We start from the raw sequence: 22981 nt of genomic DNA, 5'->3' as shown, positions 1-22981 counted from the left end.
AAGGAGTAAATGTAATGGCAAGTGAGAGCATTGGTGTAGAACATGCACCACACCTCAAGAAAGGGAAGAGCGCACAGCTAGGTCTGTTCTCGCTCACATCCTTGGTCGTCGGTTCTATTATCGGTTCGGGTATTTTTAACTTGATCAGCGCTATGACTGGAGCGGGTGCTAGTGCGGCAGGTATTTTGATTGCTTGGGCAGTCATGGGAGTTGGCCTATTGTTTTTGGTGCTTTGTTTTATCAATCTTAACAAAAAACGCCCAGACTTGGATGCTGGTGTATACTCATATGCGCGGGCGGGCTTCGGCAAGTTTATGGGATTCAATAGTACATGGGGTTATTGGATTTCGGCGTGGATTGGTAACGTAGCCTATGCTACCGCAATATTCTCGTCTCTGAACTACTTTATAAAGAATGTGTTTATCACAGCCGACGGAGACGTGACAGGGTGGACTATAGTTGGTGCAACAGTGCTTATCTGGGCGGTAATGTTTGCGGTGGCTCGAGGTGTCCAGTCTGCTGCTATTATGAATGTAGTAGCAACAGTTGGCAAGATCGTGCCAATCGTTATATTTATTATAGTGGTTGCAGTGGCGTTCAAGCTCAAGATTTGGGAAGCTAATCTTTGGGGTAATGCAATGAAAGACGGCGTTATTCAGTGGAAAGATTTGTTTGCTCAGGTTAGTGGCGCTATGCTTGCCATGGTATTTGCTTTCATAGGTATAGAGGGTGCATCGAACATGTCAGCCGAAGCACGAAACAAGAAGGAAGTGGGTAAAGCAACTATACTTGGCTTTATATCTGTAGTAGTACTTTATATGCTCATTACAGTACTCTCACTAGGTGTTATGAGTGCTGATAATATTACAAATTTAAATACTAATAATGCTACCGCAATGGCGCAGATTCTAGAAAGTGTCGTTGGCAGTTGGGGCGGTGCGCTAGTCAGTATAGGTATGATTATCTCCGTCCTAGGCGTTTGGATAGCTTGGACGCTCTTTGCGATTGAAATACCATACGAAGCGGCTAAAAGGAAAACCCTGCCAGCTGTATTTGCTAAAACTAATAAACATGGCGCGCCTATAGTTGCATTAGTAGTAACTTCTATTTGTATCCAAATTTTCGTCCTAGCGGCACTATGGAGTTCTCAACCATATAATCTGATGTTTACACTATGCTCATCGATGATTCTAGTGCCATATTTACTAGTAGCTGGTTATCAGTTGAAGCTGTCGCTAACAGAGAAGGCAAGGTCAGTCTGGCAAATAATCGTTGGGTTGGTTGCTACACTGTTCGCCATCTGGTTAGTTTATGCTGGCGGATTAAACTATGCTCTCGTAATGACGATTCTATATATGTTCGGTATTGCTATATATGTATGGACGCAGCGCGAGAACAAAGAGAAGGTTTTCGCTAATGTCGGCGAGTGGATCGTCGCAGCAATCATTGTAGTTATCGGCTTCTATGCGTTATGGTGGCTAATCTTCGGTGGTGGCTGGGGCGCATTGATGGCATAACAATAAATCAAAGGGGCACATTGTGACAAGACTTGTAATAGCACTAGGTGGAAATGCTCTGCAGATTAATGGCGCTGCGACAGCGGACGAGCAGAAAGCAGTTGCATCACTAACGGCAAAGAGTATTGTTGATCTAGTGGAGGAGGGGTACGATGTAGTTATTGGTCATGGCAATGGACCACAAGTCGGCGCAATTTTGCTTCACGAGGAAGCTGGATCTACGCCAGAAGCGCCTTCTATGCCACTTGAAACTGACGGGGCTATGAGCCAGGGGCAAATTGGCTACTGGCTACAGCAAGCTATCGGTGATGAACTGAGGTCTCGTCATATCGATAAAGATGTCGCTACGATAATTACCCAAACGATAGTTTCTGACAAAGATCCAGCGTTCCAGAATCCTTCAAAACCGATCGGTCCGTTCTATGATGAATCGACAGCTAGGCAACTAGCTAGCGATAGAGGATGGACCGTCAGAGAGGATGCTGGTCGCGGCTGGCGTCGTGTTGTACCGTCACCCAAGCCGGTAGATCTAGTTGAGAGGCGTGTGATCAAGGGATTAGCCGATAACGGTGTTTTGGTGATTGCAGCAGGTGGCGGTGGAATTCCTGTTTTAGACAAGAATGGCGACTTAACGGGAGTGGACGGGGTCATAGACAAAGACTTTGGCGCCTCTCTCATGGGCAGAATCGTTGAAGCTTCTGTACTCTTGATCTTGACAGCAGTTGATGCTGTAACGATTGGCTATAAGACTGATCATGAAACAGCCCTAGACAACGTGGGCATTACGGAGCTAGAGTGTTATGCTGAGGCTGGCGAATTCGCTCCAGGGTCAATGCTACCCAAAGTTCAAGCCGCTATCGAATTTGCGAAACACCGCCCTGAAAATGTTGCAATAATAACATCGATCGAGCAAGCCAAGGCGGCGCTAAAGGGCGGAGCAGGAACGCGCATACACAGATAGGTATTGTGTTCGGCCGCGAAATTAGCTACAATGGTCGCTGTATTTGCTTTGGGGACATAGCTCAGTTGGCTAGAGCACCTGCTTTGCAAGCAGGGGGTCCAGGGTTCGAGTCCCTGTGTCTCCACCATAATACATGGATATGAGGGCGATTAGCTCAGATGGGGAGCCGTCAGCGTAACAATGCGCGGCGCTCTAACCAGCTGACATGGTTGTCTACATGTAAGTACAATGGGTATACGGGCGATTAGCTCAGCTGGTTAGAGCGCGTCACTGATAATGACGAGGTCCCAGGTTCAAGTCCTGGATCGCCCACCAGAAATTATTTTATGAAGAAATTCGCAGTTTTTGACATAGATGGCACCCTTTATAGGTGGCAGCTATATCACGAGCTAGTGGAATATCTGGCACTCGACGCCAAATTATCAAAAGATGCAGCTGTCACGTTAGAGGACACCTGGAATAATTGGCGGGCGGGTGATATGTCATTCGATCAATACGAGCGAGTTGTAGTTCAGACTATGACCGAAAATCTACCGAAAATAGCGATCGATGATTTCGAGATGGCCTGCGATGCGATTGTGAAAAATAGCGCACATAAAACATATTATTATACGAGAAGCTTGCTATATACACTAAAGGCACAAGACTACTGTATTATTGCCATAACCGGCTCGCATCAGGAACTGATTGATAGATTTGGACAGGTATATGGCTTTGATATCGTCGTAGGAGCCAAATACGAGCGCCGAGGCAATCACTTTACCGGCAAGACAGAGGTAATGACTATAGGGCGCAAACTGGAGATATTGAAACAACTAGTCGACGAACATAAATTATCCTGGACCGATAGCTACGCCGTTGGTGACAGTGATGGCGACGCTAGCTTGCTCGAGGTTGTCGACCATCCAATTGCTTTTAATCCCTCAGAGGGCTTGTTCGAGCGAGCTAAATCGGAGGGTTGGCCTATCGTCGTCGAGCGCAAGAATATCGCGTATGTATTTAAAAAGAGCAAAGAGCATTTACTGCTAAAAGAAACAGTCATATATTAATTGATTAGAAATAAGTCTTGACACGACATAATTAATGAGGTAGACTGGTCGGTAGTTTGTGAATGTTTCTCGATTAGAAACCTCTGACGAAAGGTGATGGCTGCTGTTAAAAATACAGCATATAATGCCTTTACAATGTGCAGTTGGTTTTGTTATAATGTCTAACGGTATAGACGAGTGTAGATAGAATTCTTTAGTTGAATAGAGATTTCGGTTGTGCACTCTACCACAACAATGCGAGACAATGAGGATGTAATATCTTTCGTAACGCATCAGAGCTGTCACTGCAACTTAACAATTTATGTTCAATCGTAAGATGATGATGTGAGGTTAACAACGTTTTAATCTATTAAAACGAGTTAATGTCACACGACAATTGAGGTGATAGTGATATCACCAATAGTAATGTAAGGATTTGACGGCAGTTAATCTTTTTTAAAGATTCGACTACCGATTCAGTCAATGCATAAAAAGGTACTCAAGGGCACAAAACGGATGCCTTGACATATACTACCGAAGAAGGACGTGGAAGACTGCGAAAAGTCTCGGGGAGCCGTCAACAGGCTTTGATCCGGGAATATCCGAATGGGGAAACCTGCCGCGGGTCATGCCGTGAGCATCGTATGCTGAATTCATAGGCATAGCGAAAGGGAACCGTCTGAACTGAAACATCTTAGTAGGACGAGGAAAAGAGAGTAAATAACGATTCTGGGAGTAGTGGCGAGCGAAACCGGAAGAGCCCAAACCTTTTTGGTTCTGTCTTTGTTTTTCATCCCGATACGTCGGGGTGACGAATAAAGACAGTACGGCTGACAGGCCAATGCCAAAAGGGTGTTGTGAGTTTACATAATTTTAGAGTTAAGTGCTGTACTTTGTACAACATTTGGCTTTAAAACCGACAACTGTCATTGAGCGGATAAGGTAAGAAATCGGCGTGGTTAGCAGAACAAGTTGGAAAGCTTGGCCCAAGACTGTGATAGCCAGGTATGCGAAAACGACGCTGACCTTATATATGTATTCTCGAGTAGGACGGGGCACGAGAAACCCTGTTTGAATCTGGCAGGACCACCTGCCAAGGCTAAATATAGTATATGATCGATAGCGAACTAGTACGGTGACGGAAAGGTGAAAAGAACCCCGGGAGGGGAGTGAAATAGAACCTGAAATTTTGTGCCTACAAGGAGTCGGAGCAGATTTATTCTGTGACGGCGTGCTTTTTGTAGAACGATCCAGCGAGTTAATTTTATGTGCAAGGTTAAGTTAAATAACGAAGCCATAGTGAAAGCGAGCCTGAATAGGGCGAATTAGTACATAGGATTAGACCCGAAACCAGGTGACCTAACCATGAGCAGGCTGAAGCGACGGTAACACGTCGTGGAGGGCCGAACCAGGGTACGCTGCAAAGTGCTTGGATGACTTGTGGTTAGCGGTGAAATGCCAATCGAACTTGGAGATAGCTGGTTCTCCGCGAAATAGCTTTAGGGCTAGCGTCATGTGGTAGCAAACAGGGGTAGAGCTCTGTAAAGGACTGGGGGGAGCAATCCTACCCACCCTTAACAAACTACGAATACTGTTTGTGGAATCATGGCAGTCAGAACGTCGGTGCTAAGATCGGCGCTCGAAAGGGAAACAGCCCAGACCATCGTCTAAGGTCCCTAAATTAACACTAAGTGGTAAACAAGGTGAAATTTCTTAAACAGCTAGGATGTTGGCTTAGAAGCAGCCATTCATTTAAAGAGTGCGTAACAGCTCACTAGTCAAGAGATTTTGCGTGGAAGATGTAACGGGGCTCAAGTGTTATACCGAAGACATGGATTTGTCATTTATGACAAGTGGTAGCGGAGCGTTCCTATCGCGCAGAAGCGGTTCTGTGAGGAATCGTGGAGCATTAGGAAGTGAGAATGCTGGAATGAGTAACCATAAGTGGGGTGAGAATCCCCACGGCCGAAAGAGCAAGGATTCCTGGGCTACAGTAATTGTCCCAGGGTTAGTCGGGCCTAAGCCGAGGCGCATAGCGTAGGCGATGGACACCAGGTTAATATTCCTGGACCGGTTAAATTTTGTATGCTGTTCGCGGCGAGATAGGAGGAGCGGATTCTTGGTTTTTATCCGTTCAACACACACGGGAACGTGTGTGGAGTAAAAGTTAGCCCTCGGGCTGATGATTCCTCCGAAAGCGCTGACTAGAAAAGCAGGCATACGCGTGGATTTAGCCGCCCGTACCGCAAACCAACACAGGTGCTCGAGTCGAGAAGACTAAGGCTTACGAGAGAACCTTTGCTAAGGAACTCGGCAATACAGCGACCGTAACTTCGGGATAAGGTCTGCCTCCGTACCATACGGATGAGCCGCGATTTCTGCAAAACAACAAGACAATGTCAGGAAATTTGAAAAGATTTTCGATAAGTTCAGATGTCGCGAACTTCTCGTACGTATCGTACGGAGGCTGCAACAAAAGAGCCCACGGAACTGTTTATCAAAAACACAGGTCTCTGCTAACACGAAAGTGGATGTATAGGGGCTGACTCCTGCCCAGTGCTGGAAGGTTAAGGGGAGCGCTTCACGGTGCGAACTGAAGCCCCAGTGAACGGCGGCGGTAACTATAACCGTCCTAAGGTAGCGAAATTCCTTGTCAGGTAAGTTCTGACCCGCACGAATGGAGTAATCATGTGGGCACTGTCTCAGCAAAGGACTCGGTGAAAGTGCATTGGCGGTAAAGATGCCGTCTGTCCGCACCAGGACGAAAAGACCCCGTGGAGCTTTACTACAGCTTCGCATTGTTCCGGGTTCTAACCCGTGTAGTATAGGAGGGAGACTTTGAAGCAGATACGCTAGTATTTGTGGAGTCGCCAGTGAAATACCTCCCTTGTTAGAATCTTGATCTCACCATTACCGTTATCCGGTAATGGGACCGTGCGTGGTGGGTAGTTTAACTGGGGCGGTTGCCTCCTAAAGAGTAGCGGAGGCGTTCAAAGGTTGGCTAACTACGGATGGAAATCGTAGTGATAGTATATACGCACAAGCCAGCTTGACTGTGAGGAGTACATTCCGATCAGAGACGAAAGTCGGAGTAAGTGATCCGCTGTACGTACATTTATGTACATGAATGTGGGATCGACAGCGCAAACGGATAAAAGTTACCCCGGGGATAACAGGCTTATAGCGCCCAATAGTTCACATAGACGGCGCTGTTTGGCACCTCGATGTCGGCTCATCACATCCTGGGGCTGGAGCAGGTCCCAAGGGTTCGGCTGTTCGCCGATTAAAGTGGTACGCGAGCTGGGTTCAGAACGTCGTGAGACAGTTCGGTTTATATCCGGTGTGGACGTCAGGAATTTTGCGAGGATTTGCCCCTAGTACGAGAGGACCGGGGTGAACGAACCTCTGGTGTATCGGTTGTGGCCACCTGCCGCATTGCCGAGTAGCTATGTTCGGAGCAGATAAGCGCTGAAAGCATATTAAGCGCGAAACTGACCTCAAGATTAGAATTCCCTATGAGGACACTAATAGACGATTAGTTTGATAGGCGCAAGGTGGAAGTGCAGTAATGCATGGAGCTGAAGCGTACTAATAGTCCCATTGCCTTTTTATGTCTTGATTTGAGTGGTCGTTCCATCGACACCTCGAATCAAGTAGACTGAATTGGTAGTCGAGTTTTTAACTCGGACGTCAAACCTTGGCATTGATTGAACATAATTTGTTAGGTTGCAATTGTTGCACCTTGATAATTCAATGGACATCGATATAAGTTTTGCTTCCTGTTCGAAAGAAGGGAAAAACGCAGCCCGAGTCGCGAATTTATTTCGCGCCCGGCGCGATGAGAAAAACCGTAGGTTTGTCTCATGAGCGAAGCGGCCGATCGGTGCCCATGGCGCTGGGGAAACACCTGTTCTCATTCCGAACACAGCAGTTAAGCCCAGCAGCGGCGATTATACTGCGTTAGCGGGAAACTAGCACGGTGCCGAATTATACAGACCCCAGCCGAAAGGCTGGGTTTTGTCTTTCTAGACAAAATTTTTGCGTAGCAAAATCTGTATAATCTACGCAGTACATTATAAAAAGGACTTCCGAATAGGAAGTCCTTTTTCTTTTGCAGGCATCAAAACGACCTCTATAGAAGAGGCCGTTATTTGTGGTGAACTCTCTCGCAGTGGAGTTCTTGGTAATGATTATATATCACCCTAGGCATAATTGCAACACTTTCTATATAATATTTTTACATAAACAACATATTGACAAAACGATAGCAGTATGATAGACTATTACACAAGCACATACCACGTGTGAGATATAAAGCGAGGGCGCCAGAGATCAACTAATGATTTATCGGCGTTCTTTTTAATTCTTTCTCGAAAGGAGAGGTGATGGCAGGTACAAAAGCAGGCGCAGCAAAAGCTGCTGCAACAAACAAGGCTCGACACGGCAAAGATTTTTATGCAAACATCGGTCGCAAAGGCGGCAAAGCTGGTCGAACTGGCGGATTTTACGCTAATCGTGATCTAGCTCGTATCGCTGGCGCAAAAGGTGGCCGAATCAGCCGCCGCGGTCCAGCAAAAAAAGCAGAATAATAGGCTGACCGCTCTAATAACGGTGGGCTGATACGCCACCTCTCGGGGATCTACCCCGAGAGGTGGTTTTTAGTGTTTGATAACGGTTCGTTTTAGCCCGCAGGACCTAGCATCGTTGGCTTGCCATTTAGTGCCGCAGTTAACGCAGTAGTAGGACAGGTCTTTTAGCGACTGGACGCCAACCTGGGAACAGGTAGGACATAGACTGCGTTTATGCAGCCATTCGCGGTAGTTATCCATGGCGAATTCGACGATTTTGTCGCTGATGGTTATATCATAGTTACCAGCGATTTCACGCGCCTTTTCCCAGGCATCACGCTCGATTCGAATCAGCTCAACATCCTGAGTAAACGAACTATGACCGAGCAAAGCGTGTCCCAGCTCGTGGATGGTGTTTGTCGGGTTGTTATCGTAATAGATGGTTTGTTCCAACGGTGACCAACGGGCAACGTCTGACCTCTCGAAACTAATGTCGGGATAATCACGTTCCAGTTTAGTTACTAGCGATTCTAGGGCTGTCATGACTTACCTAATTCGCGTAGAGCCACTATCAAAGCTCCTCTGTTAACCGTGTATTTAGGATCAGCGGCAGTTAATGGAATATGGGCGGTGAGGCCCCAGCTGTTTGCCGCGATAATTTCAATGAGGGACTGACTATATTTTGGGAAAAATTCAGCCATGGCGCCACCAATGATGACTTCATCCGGTCGCAGAGTGGGTGTCAGGGCGATGAGACCTTTGGCAATCGAACCGGCATATTCATGCCAGATGGGGTTATTATCTGGTATAGTCTGCGCCAAACGACCGTATTTTCGGTAAAAGGCCGACCCAGAGGCTAATTCTTCCCATGATTTAGTCTCGTGTCGATCCATGAGCCTCGTTTTGCCGATTTCCATACCTACGAGATCTGACGAGGGTTCACCGTTTATAATCATGCCGCCACCGATACCAGTACCAATGGCGACATAGAGACCACGACCAGCCTGTTTTCCGGCGAAAGCGCCGACTGCGCCGACTCTGCCATCGTTATCTAGGATGACTCGCGTGCCAGACAGCAATTCGCTCAGACTGTCTCGGAGCGGGTAGTTATCCCAGCCGATAGAGGGACTCGTGATGGTGTTGCCATCGGTTTGGCCGGTGCTAGCGATGGCGATGATAGTATCATCGGAATGCTCACGAAACTCGGGAAAGTTTTGCAGAATGGTGTTCGTCAGTATCTCGAAACATTCGTTAGGGTGATGCGGGGTGTGAAACTCTGTTTCGCCAGATATTTTGGCACTAGGAGCCTCGTCAATAGACAGAGAACTGTCAAATTCGACCATACGCGTCTTGGTTGCGCCGATATCAATCGTTAGAATACACCCCATAGTGATACTATTGTAGCATTACTTGTCGGAGATCTAGTTTTATGGTATTATGGTGGCATTAACGAGATGGAGATGTGAGAATGGCGAGACAATTTTCGAATCAGAATGAAGCGGGCGCGATTACGAGCTACCTAGTCAGCGTGGTTTTGATGGCCATATTATTGATTGGCGGCGTATTGTTGCTGAAAAATAACAGCTCTAGCGAGAGCGGTGATGTTCCGAACGAAACAGCCACAGTGACCAACCCTGATTCTAGTGACAAGACAGACGACACTAACAAAGATGATAGCGACAAGGACGAGACAGCTTCGACCGACAAAGATTCCAGTAGTTCTAATAGTACGAATTCTAGCTCTAATCAGCAGACCAGTTTGCCAGGTGACATAGCTTCTACGGGCGACACTAGTCCGGAAACCCCTGACAAAATCGTCGCGACCGGACCGGTCGAGGATTTCCTGAGCCTATTATTCGGTCTCCTCGTCGCGACCGGTGCGATCTACACGGCTTGGAATTATCGTTTGTCACGCATAGCGGTCAAAGCAGCATTATTAAACAAATAGAGAACAGATTTGCATAAAACGCTCATCTCTGATACAATAGCTATTAAATTGCGAGAGACCGCGCAAAAAAGTAATTAACGGAGAGGTTTCGTCTGGTCTCGGATGAAATCTAGGAGTATTATGGCACATAAAATGACAATGGACGATCTGTTAAACGGCGTTAGCGCTGTCGACGTAACTATTGGTGACGTGATCGACGGTAAAATCCTGAGTGTCAAGAAAAACGAAGTTTTGGTTGACCTTGGTGTTCGTGGTGTCGGTTTGGTACCACGCCGCGAGATTGGTTTTGGCAAGAAATACGTCGTTGGCGATGAAGTTGCTGCTGCGATCGTTGATACAGAGCTCGACAGCGGCTACGTCCTACTGAGCCTGCGCAAAGCTGCCAAAGATCGTGGTTGGGACGAGATTCAGAAAGTCGTCGAGAGCGGCAAATCAATCGAAGTTACCCCATATGACGCGAATCGTGGCGGTCTCTTGATCGAATACGAAGGGGTGCGCGGTTTCATGCCAGTCAGCCAGTTATCGGCTGAACATTATCCTCGTGTCACCGACAAAGACGAAATCTTGAAGCGTCTGCGCGACCTCATCGGCAAACCGATGAGTGCTCAGGTGATCGATGTTGACCAAAAAGCCAACAAACTGATCTTTAGCGAAAAAGAAGCCATCAAAGACGGTCTCGTCGATCGTCTCACCAGCCTCAAGGTTGGCGATGTCGTCAAAGGCATTGTGACCGGAATTGTCGATTTCGGCGCGTTCGTCAACGTCGATGGTATCGAAGGCTTGATTCATATTAGCGAAATCAGCTGGGAGCGCATCGCAACTGTGGCCGAGCGCCTCAAGGTTGGCGATGTCGTTGAGGCTAAAATTATTAGCATCGACAAAGATCGTCTCAGCCTATCGATCAAGCAAACTACCTCTGACCCATGGCTCAGCGAAGCTGCCAAATTCCACGTCGGTGACGAGGTTGAAGGCACCATCACTCGCATTACGCCATTTGGCGCCTTTGTACAGATCTCACCAGCCGTCGAAGCTTTGGTTCACATTAGTGAGCTCGGCGACGGCAACAACCCAGAAAAGCTATTCCAGCTGAACGAGAAAAAGAAGTTCGCCGTGATAGAAATTGACGCTGACAATCGCAAGATCAGCCTTGGTTTAACAAAATGAGTCCGTTAGCCTAGCGTGCGATAGCCTGGTCGCACCAATCAACCTAAATGAAAGGAGCGATCATGGCAGATAACAAGATCCTACAACTACCAGAGATGATTACCGTCGGTGATTTGGCGGCCAAGTTAGATTTGCCAGTCGTCAAATTGGTGGGCGAGCTATTCAAAAACGGTATTGTTGCGACGGTTAATCAGCGTATCGATTTCGAAACCGCCCAGATTATTATTGAGGAACTAGGTCTCGATGTTACTGTTGAGCAAAAGGTCGCTCACGAAGAAGTCGTTAGTCATGATGTTATCCTGAGCGATGATGCTGAGCCGCGCCCACCAATTGTGGCGGTGATGGGTCACGTCGACCATGGTAAAACAACGTTACTCGACAACATTCTCGGTATGAAAAAAGTCGAAGGCGAAGCTGGCGGTATCACGCAGCACATCGCAGCTTACCAAACAGAGCATACTGGACGCAAAATTACGTTGCTCGATACGCCAGGTCACGAAGCCTTTGCGGCCTTGCGTCAGCACGGCGCTACACTGACCGATGTCGTGGTCATTGTGGTGGCGGCAGATGATGGCGTAAAGCCTCAGACGGTCGAAGCCATCAAATTTGCCCGCTCGGCCAATGCCAAAATCGTCGTAGCAATTAACAAGATCGACAAAGACACTGCCAATCCTCAACTCGTTAAAACACAACTCGCAACCGAACATCATCTCAACCCAGAGGAGTGGGGTGGCGATACTATTATGGTTGAAGTCTCGGCTAAAACGGGCCAGGGCATCGACAAGCTCCTCGAAATGGTGCTGCTCGTCGCCGACATGGAAGACCTCCGAGCTGATACTGATGTCCCGGCCGAGGGTCTGGTCATCGAGTCGAATGTCGAGCAAGGTCGTGGCGCCGTGGTGCGCGTGCTGATCGCTAATGGCACGCTGAAACAAGGCGAATATTTTGTGGCTGGATCGACCTATGGACGCGTTCGCACCTTGCAAGATTTCCGGGGTAATCCCTTGAAACAAGCCGGTCCGAGCACGCCAGTGACACTGACTGGGTTTAAGGAAGTCCCAGAATTTGGCCAACGTATCGAGGAAGTTAAAAATGAGCGTGAAGCCAGAGCGCTCGCTGCTAAACACTATGATGAAAAGGTGCAATCTACCGCTGGTGTCAATATTACTGGCAATGACCTGCTCAAGATGATGAATCGCCAAACCGAACAGCAAGAGGCGATTTTCATTGTCAAAGCCGATGTTCAGGGGTCATTAACCTCAGTCATGGACTCGCTAAAGATGCTCGAGACCGACGAAGTGGCGGTCAAAATTGTGGCGAGCGGCGTCGGCAACATTACTGAGGGCGATATTCGCGTCGCCAAAGCTTCGAATGCTATTATCTATGGTTTCAGCGTGGCTTTACCGGCCCAGGTCAAACAGCTGTCCATGCGCGCCAAGGTTGAGGTGCGAATCTTTAATGTGATCTATGAGTTGCTCGATGACGCCAAAACCGAGATGGAAAAATTATTGCCCGAGGAAGTTATCGAAACTTCGGTCGGCGAATTGTCGGTCAAAGGCGTTTTTCGTACTGCCAAAGAGGGAATTATTGCTGGCGGTCAGGTGAAATCTGGCAAGATCATGCCGGGAATTCTAGCCCGAGTCTGGCGCGGCAAAGAGCAAATCGCCGAACTAGAAATCTCCCGTGTCCAGCGCGAAAAGAGCGAAGTCAAAAAAGTTTTCGAGGGCGAGATGTGTGGTCTCGAACTGGCTATTCCGCGTGGAACCGGCAAAGTAAGCGTCGAAGTTGGCGATCGACTCGAATGCTTTACTCGGGAACTGAGAAAACGAACCCTATAATACTGTAGAAATCCTGAAACCGCTTGCGCTTTTAAGGTAAATATCATAAAAACATTGACTTTTAAATATGTTTGTGATAATATGGAATTCATAACTACTTATAAGAGGTAATAGTAGCGAAAGGAGTTCGTGATGGAGAAAAGCAATAATAGTATGTTTGCAGTATCTGCAGATCAGCTGAACACAGCTGGCTATGGTGATGCCGTTAAAGCTATAGAGCAAAAGCAAAAGAATGCAGCCGACGCTGCGTTTTATCGAGATTTTATTACAGAGGCCAACAAAGAAGGTTGGTATAATGAGGGCAACGATTTAGCCGGTAAAATGGCAGAAGACTTGGCTCTCTACGAAAGCTACGTTACTCGCGAAGAGTACGAAAAGCTAAAAATTGAACTCGGCCTCGGCGAAACGGCTACGGCTGATGTCGTAGCATTGGCTGAAAATTCAGCAGAAGAGGCAATGGCACCAGTTGTTTCAATTGATAGCGCACGTGGTGGTAACCGACGCCGACGCGTATTGGCAGGAACCGTAACGACTGCCGCTGGAGTAGCCTTGGGCCTCGTTGGCTGTACTGTATCACCTGCGACGACACCTACACCTGTACCTACTGTTAGCTCAGCTAGCCCAAGCCCTAGTGCCTCACCATCTGTTTCACCATCAACGAGCCCTTCGACGAGTCCATCGGTTAGCCCTTCACCTTCGGTATCACCTAGCCCTAGCGAGACACCGAATACGCAGACTCCTACCGATCAGGACAATAACAACGATCAGAAAAGCGACAAAGAGGCTAAAAAAGCTGAAATCGAAGCTCGCGACAAAGCCGATGCCGAGTTCTTTGGCGTATCAGTAAAACAGCTACAGAAGTTCCGCAAAGATCACGGGTTCAAGGAAGACACCAAGTTCTTTACCAAAGAAGCCACCACATTAATGCGTGACGGCAAAGGCAAGAGCGACATGGAATCAAACCTAGCTATCGGCGAAGAGCTCTGTGTTGCCAAAGATATCACTGCCAAAGAATGTGCCGGTGAGCTCAAAATGGCAGCTGGCGCCAATCGTTTCTTAGCTCCATATCTCATGTCTGAAATCAATGGCCAAGGCGGTTTCAAGTCTGCCTACGAGAATAAATTAGAGAACAAGTACGAAAAAGATGCCGATGCGTGGCGTACTGATGTCAAGAAATTCCTCGACAAATCGAAAGATTACACATGGAAATTACAGGATATCAACAGCGGTAATGTTCGCTGGACCCACTCGATATCGAAACGTAATCCAGGTACAATTGCAGTTTTGCAATACATGCAAGATGGCGATCGCCTTGTTGCCTATAATAAAAATGGCAAAGAAGTTTTGGGTGTGCGCATTCAGTGTGAACAGGGTACCGAGGCTGGCCACAAACCAGTAGTTGTTAGCAAGCCTAGTACTCCGAACAAACCTTCTACACCCAACAAGCCTAGTACTCCGAACAAACCACACAAGCCGCACGAAAATCTAGAGAAGAAGAAGCAGTCACAAAACCCTATTCATGCGAATGACAAAGGCTCTCACGATAGCAGTACTGATGATGCAACGGTGAGCAACGACAAGGCGCAAACTCCAGCCGGTGACAATAGTGGCAATCCAGACGCTGGCAAAGACAAGGGTAATGAGAAACAGCCCGAAGAGCCAGTCATTAACTGGGGAAGCTAGTTTACAAATTAACGGAAATATGATATAATGAGAGAAGTAAGTGAGAAAAGAGGTGTCATGAGCAAACTACAATCTATAATCAGTGGCTTCAAGTACGTACCGAAAAAGACGTTTGTCCTATTTGGCCTACTAGCTGCCGTATTAGTACCGAGTGTACTACTAGCGTGGGGTCCGGATCGTACGACCTTCACCATGGACAAACCGGCGTCATACGTCACGTTTAACTCCATTGTTGATAATCCCGGTGTAGGCGACGAGCGTAATTTTACGCGCATCCGCGAGACCGGTTCAGACACATGGTCTGACACGGCAACGATCCAAGAGGGCAAAGAATATACCATTCGTATGTACGTTCATAACAATGCGGCTTCTAACCTGAACCTCGTAGCTACTAATGTACGTGCAGCTTTGAACCTACCGTTAAATACCTATACGACTGACTTTACGGTTAATGGTTTTATCTCTGCAGATAACGCTAAACCAGCCAAAGTCTGGGATCAGGTTATCGTGCGCAGTGATAAAGAGTTCCGTTTGCAAGTTGTTTCAGCTAAATACTTTAACAACGTAACTGGTACGACTAATGGCTGGGATCTCAGTAATGATCTGTTTACTAACGCTAACGGTGGAGCATTGCTCGGCTACACTAGCCTCGACGGTAAAATTCCTGGCTGTTTGCAGTATGCTGGTTATATCATTGTCAAGGTAAAACCACAGTTCAAAGAAGTTCCAAAGCACCCATCATACGATGTAGTAAAGACTGTTAACAAAACAGCCGCCAAGCCTGGCGATACGTTGCAGTACACCATTACTGCCAAAAACACTGGCGATCAAGATCTGACCAATGTAGTCTTGAAAGATACGCTACCTAGCTATATCGCGAGCACCAGCGTCAGCGTCTCGGCACCTAGCTCATATAGTGGAGATATCTTTAACGGTGGTCTAAAGATTGCTAAACTGCCAGTTGGCGGTAGCGCCACAGTTAAAATCACGGCAGTCACCAAAGCTTCTGACAAATTTGTCTGCGGTGATACCACACTGGTTAATACCGTATCATCGAGCACTGATCAGACCAGCAAAGAAGACAACAGCAGCAACAACAGCGCCACAACTGTTGTCACCAAAGAATGTCAGCCCGAAAAGCATCCTAATTTCGACCTCGTTAAATCAGTCGACAAGACATCAGCTAAACCAGGTGATACGTTGAAATATACTCTGACGTTCAAGAACACCGGTGATGTAGCCTTGACCAATGTCGTCGTCAAAGACGCTTTGCCATCAAACGTTACCTATAATAATGACATTTCGGTCAATCCATCGACTGGCGTGAGCGGCAATCTGTTTAGTGAAGGTCTGAAAATCGCCAAAGTTGATGCTGGCAAGAACGTCGTCATCACCTTTACGGTGAAGACTGCCGCCAAAGACACATTTGTCTGTGGCAATACTAAATTGACCAATAAATCAACTTCGACCACTACTGAGAAGCCTGACGAATCTGACAAGTCGAATAACAACACCGATACTGTTGTTAGCCGGGAATGTAACTCAAACTATGACCTCGTCAAAACGGTCGACAAGAAAACTGCCAAAGCAGGCGATACGTTGAACTACACATTAACGTTCAAAAACACCGGTAACACTACATTGACGAACGTTGTTATCAAAGATGCTTTGCCAGCTGGTCTCCAACTCGTAGGTGAAACCAAGATCGACGTTAGCAACGGTAGCGGTATCAGCGACCTCGATAAACTGTTTACGAGCGGTGTAAAGATTGCGAAAATAAACGCCGGTGGCACTGCTAAAATCACCTTTAGCGCAAAGGTGCTATCAGATAAACTAGTCTGTGGTGATAACAAGTTTGTGAACAAATCTAGCTCAACCACCAAAGAAATGGCAACTGAACCAGACACGAGCAATAACAATACTACCACCACGGTGAACAAAGAATGTCAGCCTGATAGGCATCCAAAATTCGACATAGTGAAATCAGTCGATAAAGCGACTGCGAAGCCTGGCGACACGCTAACCTATACGTTAACGTTCAAAAACACTGGTGACGTAGCACTAACTAACGTAGTTATCAAAGACGCTTTGCCACATAATGTTACCTATAACAGCGATGTCAAAGCAGAACCTGCAACTGGCGTGAGCGGTGATCTATTTGGTGAAGGTTTGAAAATCGCCAAAGTCGAAGTCGGCAAGACCGTAAAAATCACCTTTAGCGTCAACGTTGCTGGCGAATCTGACATGGTCTGCGGTATTACTAAACTCGTGAACGTTGTGTCTTCAGCTACCAGCGAGCTAAACAAAGAACCAGATACGAGTAACAACAGCGCGACCACTAGTGTAGACAAGGACTGCGAGCCAACTCCAAATCCTTGCCCAACCAATCCGTCAATCGACAAAGATGACGAGCGTTGCAAGCCATGTGAGTACGATTCGAGTATGAACTACGACAACCCTAACTGTAAACCTCCAACGACTCCAGTTACGCCAACCAATCCTCCGGTTTATACACCAACTGAGATTGTAGCGACTGGCCCAGTTGAAACTCTTAGTGCCTTGGCTGGTGCTAGCGCCCTGACATTCGGTGCTACTGCCTACGCCCGTAGCCGCAAAGTTTCTAAACGATAAACAGCTGGTTTACGAAAACACCCCTTCAAGAGCGGAGGGGTGTTTTGCTATCTGATGTAGTCGTATGTTATAATCTTGGCATAAGAAGAAAGGGCATATACATGTTTCGATTAGACGATAAATTTCTAGAAGATCTCGGCCTAGGTGATCTACCGCCAGAGCAAAAGCAAGCGTTCCTGCAGCACATCTACAGCGAGCTCGAAATGCGAGTCGGCGAGCGATTGACAGATGGTATGAGCGACGAATTGCTCGACGAATTCGGTTATTTTGTTGACATGAACCAAGACGGCATGACCACATGGTTTAACGAAAACTTGCCAGATTATAGCGAACGCGAGGATTATCAACAGCTCCGTGCAGCTAACCCAGAAGCTGCTGACAATGCTATTATGAGTGAATACGGCGCGATGAAATGGTTACAATTGAATCGACCAGATTATCCGCAGGTGGTGGCGGCGGTTCTCGAGGAGCTAAAAGGCGAAATTAGAGAGAATAAAGACGCGATTCTAGGTGGTATCACGCAGCAGACAGCCGCACCGGCTGATCAAGATCAAGCAGCCTAATTCGTTTTTTACGATCTGATACCGCGGAGATAATCCGCGGTTTTCATTTGCTTGCCGCTCGGCGCCACTAGCTCGATAACTTGTAAATAGGTATCGTTGAAACATTTGATGACATCTGGCCAAGCGTCGCCCTGATAATTGTCTAGGATACGGGCTTTGGTGACGATGACTTCTGAGCCTAGATAAGATAATCTGGTCTTTGGCCAGCCCAGATAAGCCCTAACGCGGCGTTCGCACTCGCTGGCGGTCATAGTGTGAGGATCGATAACACCGTCAGTCTGGCGGTCAATGAGGCGGCAATAGGTTGCCAGTGATTCATCTTGCGGTTCGGCTGGTAGCTGCCCGTCTAAAATACTCGGTAGTTTGTCGACTAATAGCTCTGCGCCGCGCCGGGATAATACGTCGTATAATTCAGGTTTGGTTTCAGCTCCGGATAGGGGAAACTCCTCTTGGTAATAGATCGGCCCGGCGTCCATTTCTCTCACGAGCGACATAATAGTCAGACCGGTTTTTGAGTCGCCGTTTACGATGGCGGCTTCCATCGGAGATGGACCTCGGTATTGGGGTAATAGCGAAGGGTGGAGGTTAATAATACCGTTTGGAAAAACATCAATGATTGACTGAGGAATGATCTTGCCGTAGGATACCAGGACTCCGATCGGGGCATGCATTTCGATCAAATCGTCACGGATATCCGATAGTTTGTCAGGCTGCAGGACTTTTATGTCGTGGCTAGTTGCAATTTTGGCGACAGTCGGAGAATCTAGTTTATGGCCACGGCCACGAACGCTGTCGGGTTTGGTGACGACGGCTGCGACTTCGTAGTCGGACGCGATGAGCGCCTCTAGGGTCGGTACCGAGAATTCTTCGGTGCCAAAGAATACGATGTTAGTCATCTGGTTCTAATATGCCGCTTTCCACGACCTTTTCATACGGATATGGTTCTAGCTCACCACTGTCGGTTAGGATGAAAAAGGCATCCTGTTGATCGGCGATATGATCGACAAAGCAAATACCATTGGTGTGGTCGATCTCGTGCTGCAAAATACGGGCAATAAAGGGGTTGGGGCTCTTGATTCTGACTTCGCGACCGTTAATATCAACGGCCTTGACGCGAACCTTTGACCAACGGGGCACGAGACCATAGACGTCTTTGACACTCAGGCAGCCCTCGTGGTCGGTGATCATTTCACCTTCGCATTTCACGATCTCTGGGTTGATTAGGATGGTAAAGTTCTTGTTATCCTTGTCATCGAAATCCTCGCGGACGATAACGACACGGTGCAAGCGATCGATTTGAACGGCGGCCAGCGCAACGGCGACTTCGTGCGGCCGGCTAGCTTCCCAGTCGAGCGTCGCAGCTAGCATGTCGTCGATCAGCTGCAGCGTTTCGTCGTCAATAACACGGATGCGCCCGCTGCGCTCGCGGAGGTGCGGATTTGGCAAAGTGATAATATTTTTTCTGGTGTATGTTGAACTCATGCAACTATTTTAGCATAGTTTACAGATTGGGAAGGTTATAGCAGTGAGATAGGATCGAGCTCCATTTGCCATTTAGTAGGCGGTACTTGTTCAGCGATGGCGACGAGACTAGCGCGGTTCGTCGCTCGGATGACGATCTGCCAACGATAGGTGCCACGAATATGCTCGTAAAAGGCGGGGGCCGGGCCGAGGATTTTGACGTCTTTGTGTTTGTTTGCGATTTCGCGGGCCAATTTCATGGCGGCGTTCGCGGCGCCTTTTTCGGTTTTGTAGGTGCAGGTGAGTTTTAATAGATACGAAAAAGGTGGAAAATGACCGCGGGCGCGTTCCTGTATCTCCGAATTAAAAAACCCTTCGTAATCTTGGGCGGCGCCAAACACGACAGCCGGGTGGTCGGGCTGAAAAGTTTGAATAATGACCGAGGTGGCGTCGGCGCCACGTCCAACCCGGCCGCTGGCCTGGGCGACTAGTTGAAAAGTTCGCTCGGACGAGGAAAAGTCAGGCAGCGCCAGCCCAGCATCGGCCTGCACGATGCCGACGAGGCGTAAATTCGGCAAGTCGAGACCTTTAGCGATGGCTTGAGTACCGATAATGACGTCGATTTTGCCGGTGTGTAGCTCTTCGAAAATATCCTGGACGGCCTGACCGCGTTCTGTGTCGCCATCAAAACGTTTGATGTTGACACTGGGAAACAGACGCCTGACCTCTTCCTCGATCCGTTTGGTGCCAATACCGCGGTGGATAATATCGGAATTATGGCACTCTGGACAGCTGGTCGGCGGTTTGGTGTGATAACCGCACAGATGACAGCGTAGTTGATAGGAGTCACTGTGGAGCGTGAGAGGCAACGTACAGTTTGGGCAGGTCGCTAGCCAGCCGCAGCTGGTACAGAGCGTCACCGAGGCGCTACCACGACGATTGTGGAATAGTAAAACTTGCTGCCCGGCCTCAATAGTTCTTTCAATAGCGGTAATCAGCTGTTTTGAAAAGAGACTACTGCGTGATGATAGGTTGTGACGTTTGGTAATATCGATGATACTGATGCTGGGTTTGATGGCGTCTTGCCTAGCTAGCTGGTTGATAGTAATAATCGGCCGGCCGAGTTTTTGTGCCAAGTAATAGTCGGCGATGGCTGGGGTAGCTGAGCCAAGGATCAGTCTCGCCTCGTGAAAGTTCGATAGGGCAGCAGCAGCGCGCAGGGTATTGTAGCGCGGCGCCTTATCCTGTTTATAGGACGGCTCATGACACTCATCAACGACAATCAGGCCTAGTTTCTGGACGGGCATGAATAGAGCTGATCGCGGTCCGATGATGACGGTGGGCTGATCGTTCTCTAGCAAGTTTTTCCAAATGCTAAAGCGCTGACTCGGAGTCATAGACGAATGAGTGACGATGACGTTTTCAAAATCTCGTTCAAACTCGCGAACTAGCTGGGCAGTCAAGGCTATCTCTGGCACCATGATGATCGATGATAGGCCGCGCCCAGCCGCTTCGAGTGCCATAGCTTTATAGATTTCAGTTTTGCCACTACCAGTTATGCCATGGAGGAGCGCCGTACCGGATTTCATCTCAACTAGCTGCTCGATAGCTGACAATTGAGCCTTGTTGAGTACAAAATTTGTTCGCTCGTCATCTCTGTTAAATTGATGTGTAGATTTTTTAACAACGATATTACGATGATTTTTATGTAAACCGCTAGGCAGCATAGTTTGCCAAACGGTACCTGGATGAGTGTCATAAAACCCGGCTAACCATTGATGGAGACGTAGGAGCTGCGAGGGTAAAGGGCGGTTGAATAATAGCCGCGAGATAGGTTTGACCTTGAACGATGGTTCATCGACCGTCGCAATCACCACGCCTACAAAAAGGCGCGATCCAACCTCGATTTCGACGACTCGTCCGGGGCGAATAGCCTCTGGCCAGCTATAGGTGAGGACGTCAAAATCTTTGCCGACAATACCGACAGGTGAAACCTCATAGAATTTCATAGTAATCATTATACTCTGTAACGATAGAACTATCTATTATATAGCCGATAAATCTGTTACAATAATGCTTATGTATTTCGAATCGAGGGCAGTGGCGGGTGCTAAATTAGCGTCTGAATTAATTGATCAATATCGCTATCAGGATATGGCGGTGATAGCGCTAGACGAAGGCGGTATGGCGGTTGGTTATCAGATCGCAATTTACCTACACACCACGTTGCAACAGTTAGTTTCCGAAACGATTAGAATCCACGATGAGTCGATTGATTATGCCACGGTGATGCCGGGCGGCGTCGTGGCAAAGAATCCGGATCTCAGCGAGTCGGAGGCGGAATATTATTATGGTGAATACAAAGGCGAGCTCGAAGATCAGATGCGCGAGGCTGATAGCCATCTCAACTGGCTGCTCGGCGATGGTGGTACGATTGACCCACAGGCTTTGTGGCATCGTAATGTAATTTTGGTGAGTGACGGCTTGTCGTCGGGCACCCCGCTAGATGCAGCGGTGGAATGGCTAAAACCAGTTGGTGTCAACAAAATTATCCTCGCAGCGCCAATCATTGGCTTGGCCGCGCTCGACAAAGCTCACATTCTGGTCGACGAACTGCATATCTTGTCGGTGACTCCAAATTACATTTCGACCAGTCACTATTATGATATCGACGATATGCCAGATGCTCAGATGATACGAGACATGGCCAACAGCACAATTCTAGGCTGGAAGTAATTTCGTTGTAAAAAAGTATTGATTGTCGATGCGGATTTTGTTAGAATATTTGGCAAGACGCTGCTATGGCGCTAAATGACTTGACGGACTAAAGGAAGGGGAATGATAATGCTTGATGTATTTATTACATCGCGTGTGCGCCGCAAAATAATCGTGGTTTACGCTAAATATCCAGATTTTAAAACTCACGTTCGTGGGCTTGCAAAGCTCATCAAAGAAGACCCAGGTAACATTCAGCGCGAGCTGAAACGGCTAGAAAAGAGCGGTTTTCTCACTACTGAAAAACAGGGCAACACTCGTCTCTACTCGACCAACAAGAGCTTTCCGATATTCAAAGAACTCCAGGCTATCGTTATCAAGTCACAGCAACTCGCTAATACTAAAAATCGTAACCTAACAGAATAAATTAGTTGTTAGACCGGAGAGACGACTCACGGTCTATTTGTTTGATCGCACCGCGCAAGGTTTGAGAGGCCGATCGGGTAGTGGATTCCGAGGTTTCTTCGCTCTTGGTGCCGATAGTCTTGATATGTTGCTCGTTAGCGAGTTCAATACGTCCTTGTAGGACTGCCCGGGCGGCTGTTAGGAGCTCTGGTCGTAGATCGACGAGCTCTGCCAGTTGTGGTGCGACGTCGCCTACGAGGCGTTGGTCATTATTTATAGTGCTATACAGATCCGGTGGTTGATGGGTAAATCCACCAAAGAGATGACGCAGGATTGCTGCATCTGCAACACGTTCAGCCTTTTTAGCTCGTACTTTGGCTTGGTGCTCTGCCTCGCGTTCTTTGGCCGAGGAAGGTTTACGCGGGTTGCGATTATCGGGATGCTTATTCATAGCCGTAGATAGTAACACTTTATCGATGTTGAGTCAACAGAGATGGCT

At 47.8% G+C, this 22981-nt stretch carries 18 protein-coding genes, 2 tRNA genes and 2 rRNA genes; 16 read left to right on the top strand and 6 right to left on the bottom strand.

Annotated elements, in window-relative coordinates:
- Window positions 1-14: 14 nt before the first annotated feature.
- The 8 genes from IPL44_00500 to IPL44_00465 all read left to right on the top strand — a co-directional run bounded on the left by IPL44_00500 (window position 15) and on the right by IPL44_00465 (window position 8095).
- A complete protein-coding gene (locus IPL44_00500; GenBank protein ID QQS17525.1) occupies window positions 15-1517 on the top strand; it encodes an amino acid permease in 1503 nt (500 codons plus the stop codon).
- Between the two features lie 19 nt (window positions 1518-1536).
- Complete coding sequence (gene arcC, locus IPL44_00495; protein ID QQS17786.1) at window positions 1537-2478, top strand: carbamate kinase; 942 nt, start codon at window positions 1537-1539, stop codon at window positions 2476-2478.
- Between the two features lie 50 nt (window positions 2479-2528).
- Window positions 2529-2605, top strand: a tRNA-Ala gene (locus IPL44_00490).
- A 111-nt stretch (window positions 2606-2716) separates the two neighbouring features.
- Window positions 2717-2793 (top strand) — tRNA-Ile (locus IPL44_00485).
- 11 nt (window positions 2794-2804) lie between these two features.
- Window positions 2805-3527, top strand: a complete 723-nt coding sequence (locus IPL44_00480) for an HAD family phosphatase (GenBank protein ID QQS17524.1) — start codon at window positions 2805-2807, stop codon at window positions 3525-3527.
- 467 nt (window positions 3528-3994) lie between these two features.
- Window positions 3995-7119 (top strand): 23S ribosomal RNA (locus IPL44_00475).
- A 266-nt stretch (window positions 7120-7385) separates the two neighbouring features.
- Window positions 7386-7494 (top strand): 5S ribosomal RNA (gene rrf / locus IPL44_00470).
- 397 nt (window positions 7495-7891) lie between these two features.
- Window positions 7892-8095, top strand: coding sequence for a hypothetical protein (locus IPL44_00465; protein ID QQS17523.1), 204 nt, complete (start codon window positions 7892-7894; stop codon window positions 8093-8095).
- Between the two features lie 69 nt (window positions 8096-8164).
- On the opposite strand, the gene IPL44_00460 is transcribed toward IPL44_00465, so the two are convergent.
- On the bottom strand, window positions 8165-8617 hold the full coding sequence (locus IPL44_00460) for a hypothetical protein (protein ID QQS17522.1): 453 nt from the start codon (window positions 8615-8617) through the stop codon (window positions 8165-8167).
- Window positions 8614-9462: an ROK family protein gene (locus IPL44_00455; protein QQS17521.1), complete on the bottom strand. Its 849-nt coding sequence runs from the start codon at window positions 9460-9462 to the stop codon at window positions 8614-8616. Before IPL44_00455 ends, IPL44_00460 begins: the two co-directional genes overlap by 4 nt.
- An 80-nt stretch (window positions 9463-9542) precedes the next feature.
- Between IPL44_00455 and IPL44_00450 the strand changes: the two genes are divergently transcribed.
- The 6 genes from IPL44_00450 to IPL44_00425 all read left to right on the top strand — a co-directional run bounded on the left by IPL44_00450 (window position 9543) and on the right by IPL44_00425 (window position 17901).
- Window positions 9543-10022: a hypothetical protein gene (locus IPL44_00450; protein ID QQS17520.1), complete on the top strand. Its 480-nt coding sequence runs from the start codon at window positions 9543-9545 to the stop codon at window positions 10020-10022.
- A 120-nt stretch (window positions 10023-10142) separates the two neighbouring features.
- Window positions 10143-11186, top strand: coding sequence for a S1 RNA-binding domain-containing protein (locus IPL44_00445; protein QQS17519.1), 1044 nt, complete (start codon window positions 10143-10145; stop codon window positions 11184-11186).
- A 62-nt stretch (window positions 11187-11248) separates the two neighbouring features.
- Window positions 11249-13024 (top strand): translation initiation factor IF-2, encoded by a 1776-nt coding sequence (locus IPL44_00440; GenBank protein ID QQS17518.1) that lies wholly within the window; start codon window positions 11249-11251, stop codon window positions 13022-13024.
- A 132-nt stretch (window positions 13025-13156) separates the two neighbouring features.
- Window positions 13157-14707 (top strand): hypothetical protein, encoded by a 1551-nt coding sequence (locus IPL44_00435; GenBank protein QQS17517.1) that lies wholly within the window; start codon window positions 13157-13159, stop codon window positions 14705-14707.
- 57 nt (window positions 14708-14764) lie between these two features.
- A complete protein-coding gene (locus IPL44_00430; protein QQS17516.1) occupies window positions 14765-17338 on the top strand; it encodes a DUF11 domain-containing protein in 2574 nt (857 codons plus the stop codon).
- Between the two features lie 101 nt (window positions 17339-17439).
- Entirely contained in the window at window positions 17440-17901 is a 462-nt protein-coding gene (locus tag IPL44_00425) for a hypothetical protein (protein ID QQS17515.1), read from the top strand.
- Window positions 17902-17909: 8 nt separating this feature from the next.
- On the opposite strand, the gene fmt is transcribed toward IPL44_00425, so the two are convergent.
- Genes fmt through priA form a run of 3 tightly spaced genes read right to left on the bottom strand, consistent with a single transcriptional unit; the run spans window position 17910 to window position 21371 of the window.
- The gene (gene fmt, locus IPL44_00420) at window positions 17910-18797 is read right to left on the bottom strand and encodes a methionyl-tRNA formyltransferase (GenBank protein QQS17514.1); all 888 of its coding nucleotides are present in this window, start codon (window positions 18795-18797) and stop codon (window positions 17910-17912) included.
- Window positions 18790-19383, bottom strand: a complete 594-nt coding sequence (gene def / locus IPL44_00415) for a peptide deformylase (GenBank protein ID QQS17513.1) — start codon at window positions 19381-19383, stop codon at window positions 18790-18792. The genes fmt and def overlap by 8 nt, the downstream gene beginning before the upstream one ends.
- A 35-nt stretch (window positions 19384-19418) precedes the next feature.
- Entirely contained in the window at window positions 19419-21371 is a 1953-nt protein-coding gene (priA, locus tag IPL44_00410; GenBank protein QQS17512.1) for a primosomal protein N', read from the bottom strand.
- A 70-nt stretch (window positions 21372-21441) separates the two neighbouring features.
- On the opposite strand from priA, the gene IPL44_00405 reads away from it, so the two are divergent.
- Window positions 21442-22098 (top strand): hypothetical protein, encoded by a 657-nt coding sequence (locus tag IPL44_00405; protein ID QQS17511.1) that lies wholly within the window; start codon window positions 21442-21444, stop codon window positions 22096-22098.
- Between the two features lie 108 nt (window positions 22099-22206).
- The gene (locus IPL44_00400; GenBank protein ID QQS17510.1) at window positions 22207-22503 is read left to right on the top strand and encodes a winged helix-turn-helix transcriptional regulator; all 297 of its coding nucleotides are present in this window, start codon (window positions 22207-22209) and stop codon (window positions 22501-22503) included.
- A 1-nt stretch (window position 22504) separates the two neighbouring features.
- Here IPL44_00400 and IPL44_00395 read toward each other — a convergent pair whose 3' ends face one another.
- On the bottom strand, window positions 22505-22933 hold the full coding sequence (locus tag IPL44_00395) for a hypothetical protein (GenBank protein ID QQS17509.1): 429 nt from the start codon (window positions 22931-22933) through the stop codon (window positions 22505-22507).
- Between the last annotated feature and the right edge of the window lie 48 nt (window positions 22934-22981).

Source organism: Candidatus Saccharibacteria bacterium, from assembly GCA_016699895.1.
Taxonomy (GTDB): domain Bacteria; phylum Patescibacteriota; class Saccharimonadia; order Saccharimonadales; family Saccharimonadaceae.
The sequence above is the reverse complement of the archived record's forward strand: the minus strand, read 5'-3'. Positions and strand labels throughout refer to the sequence as shown.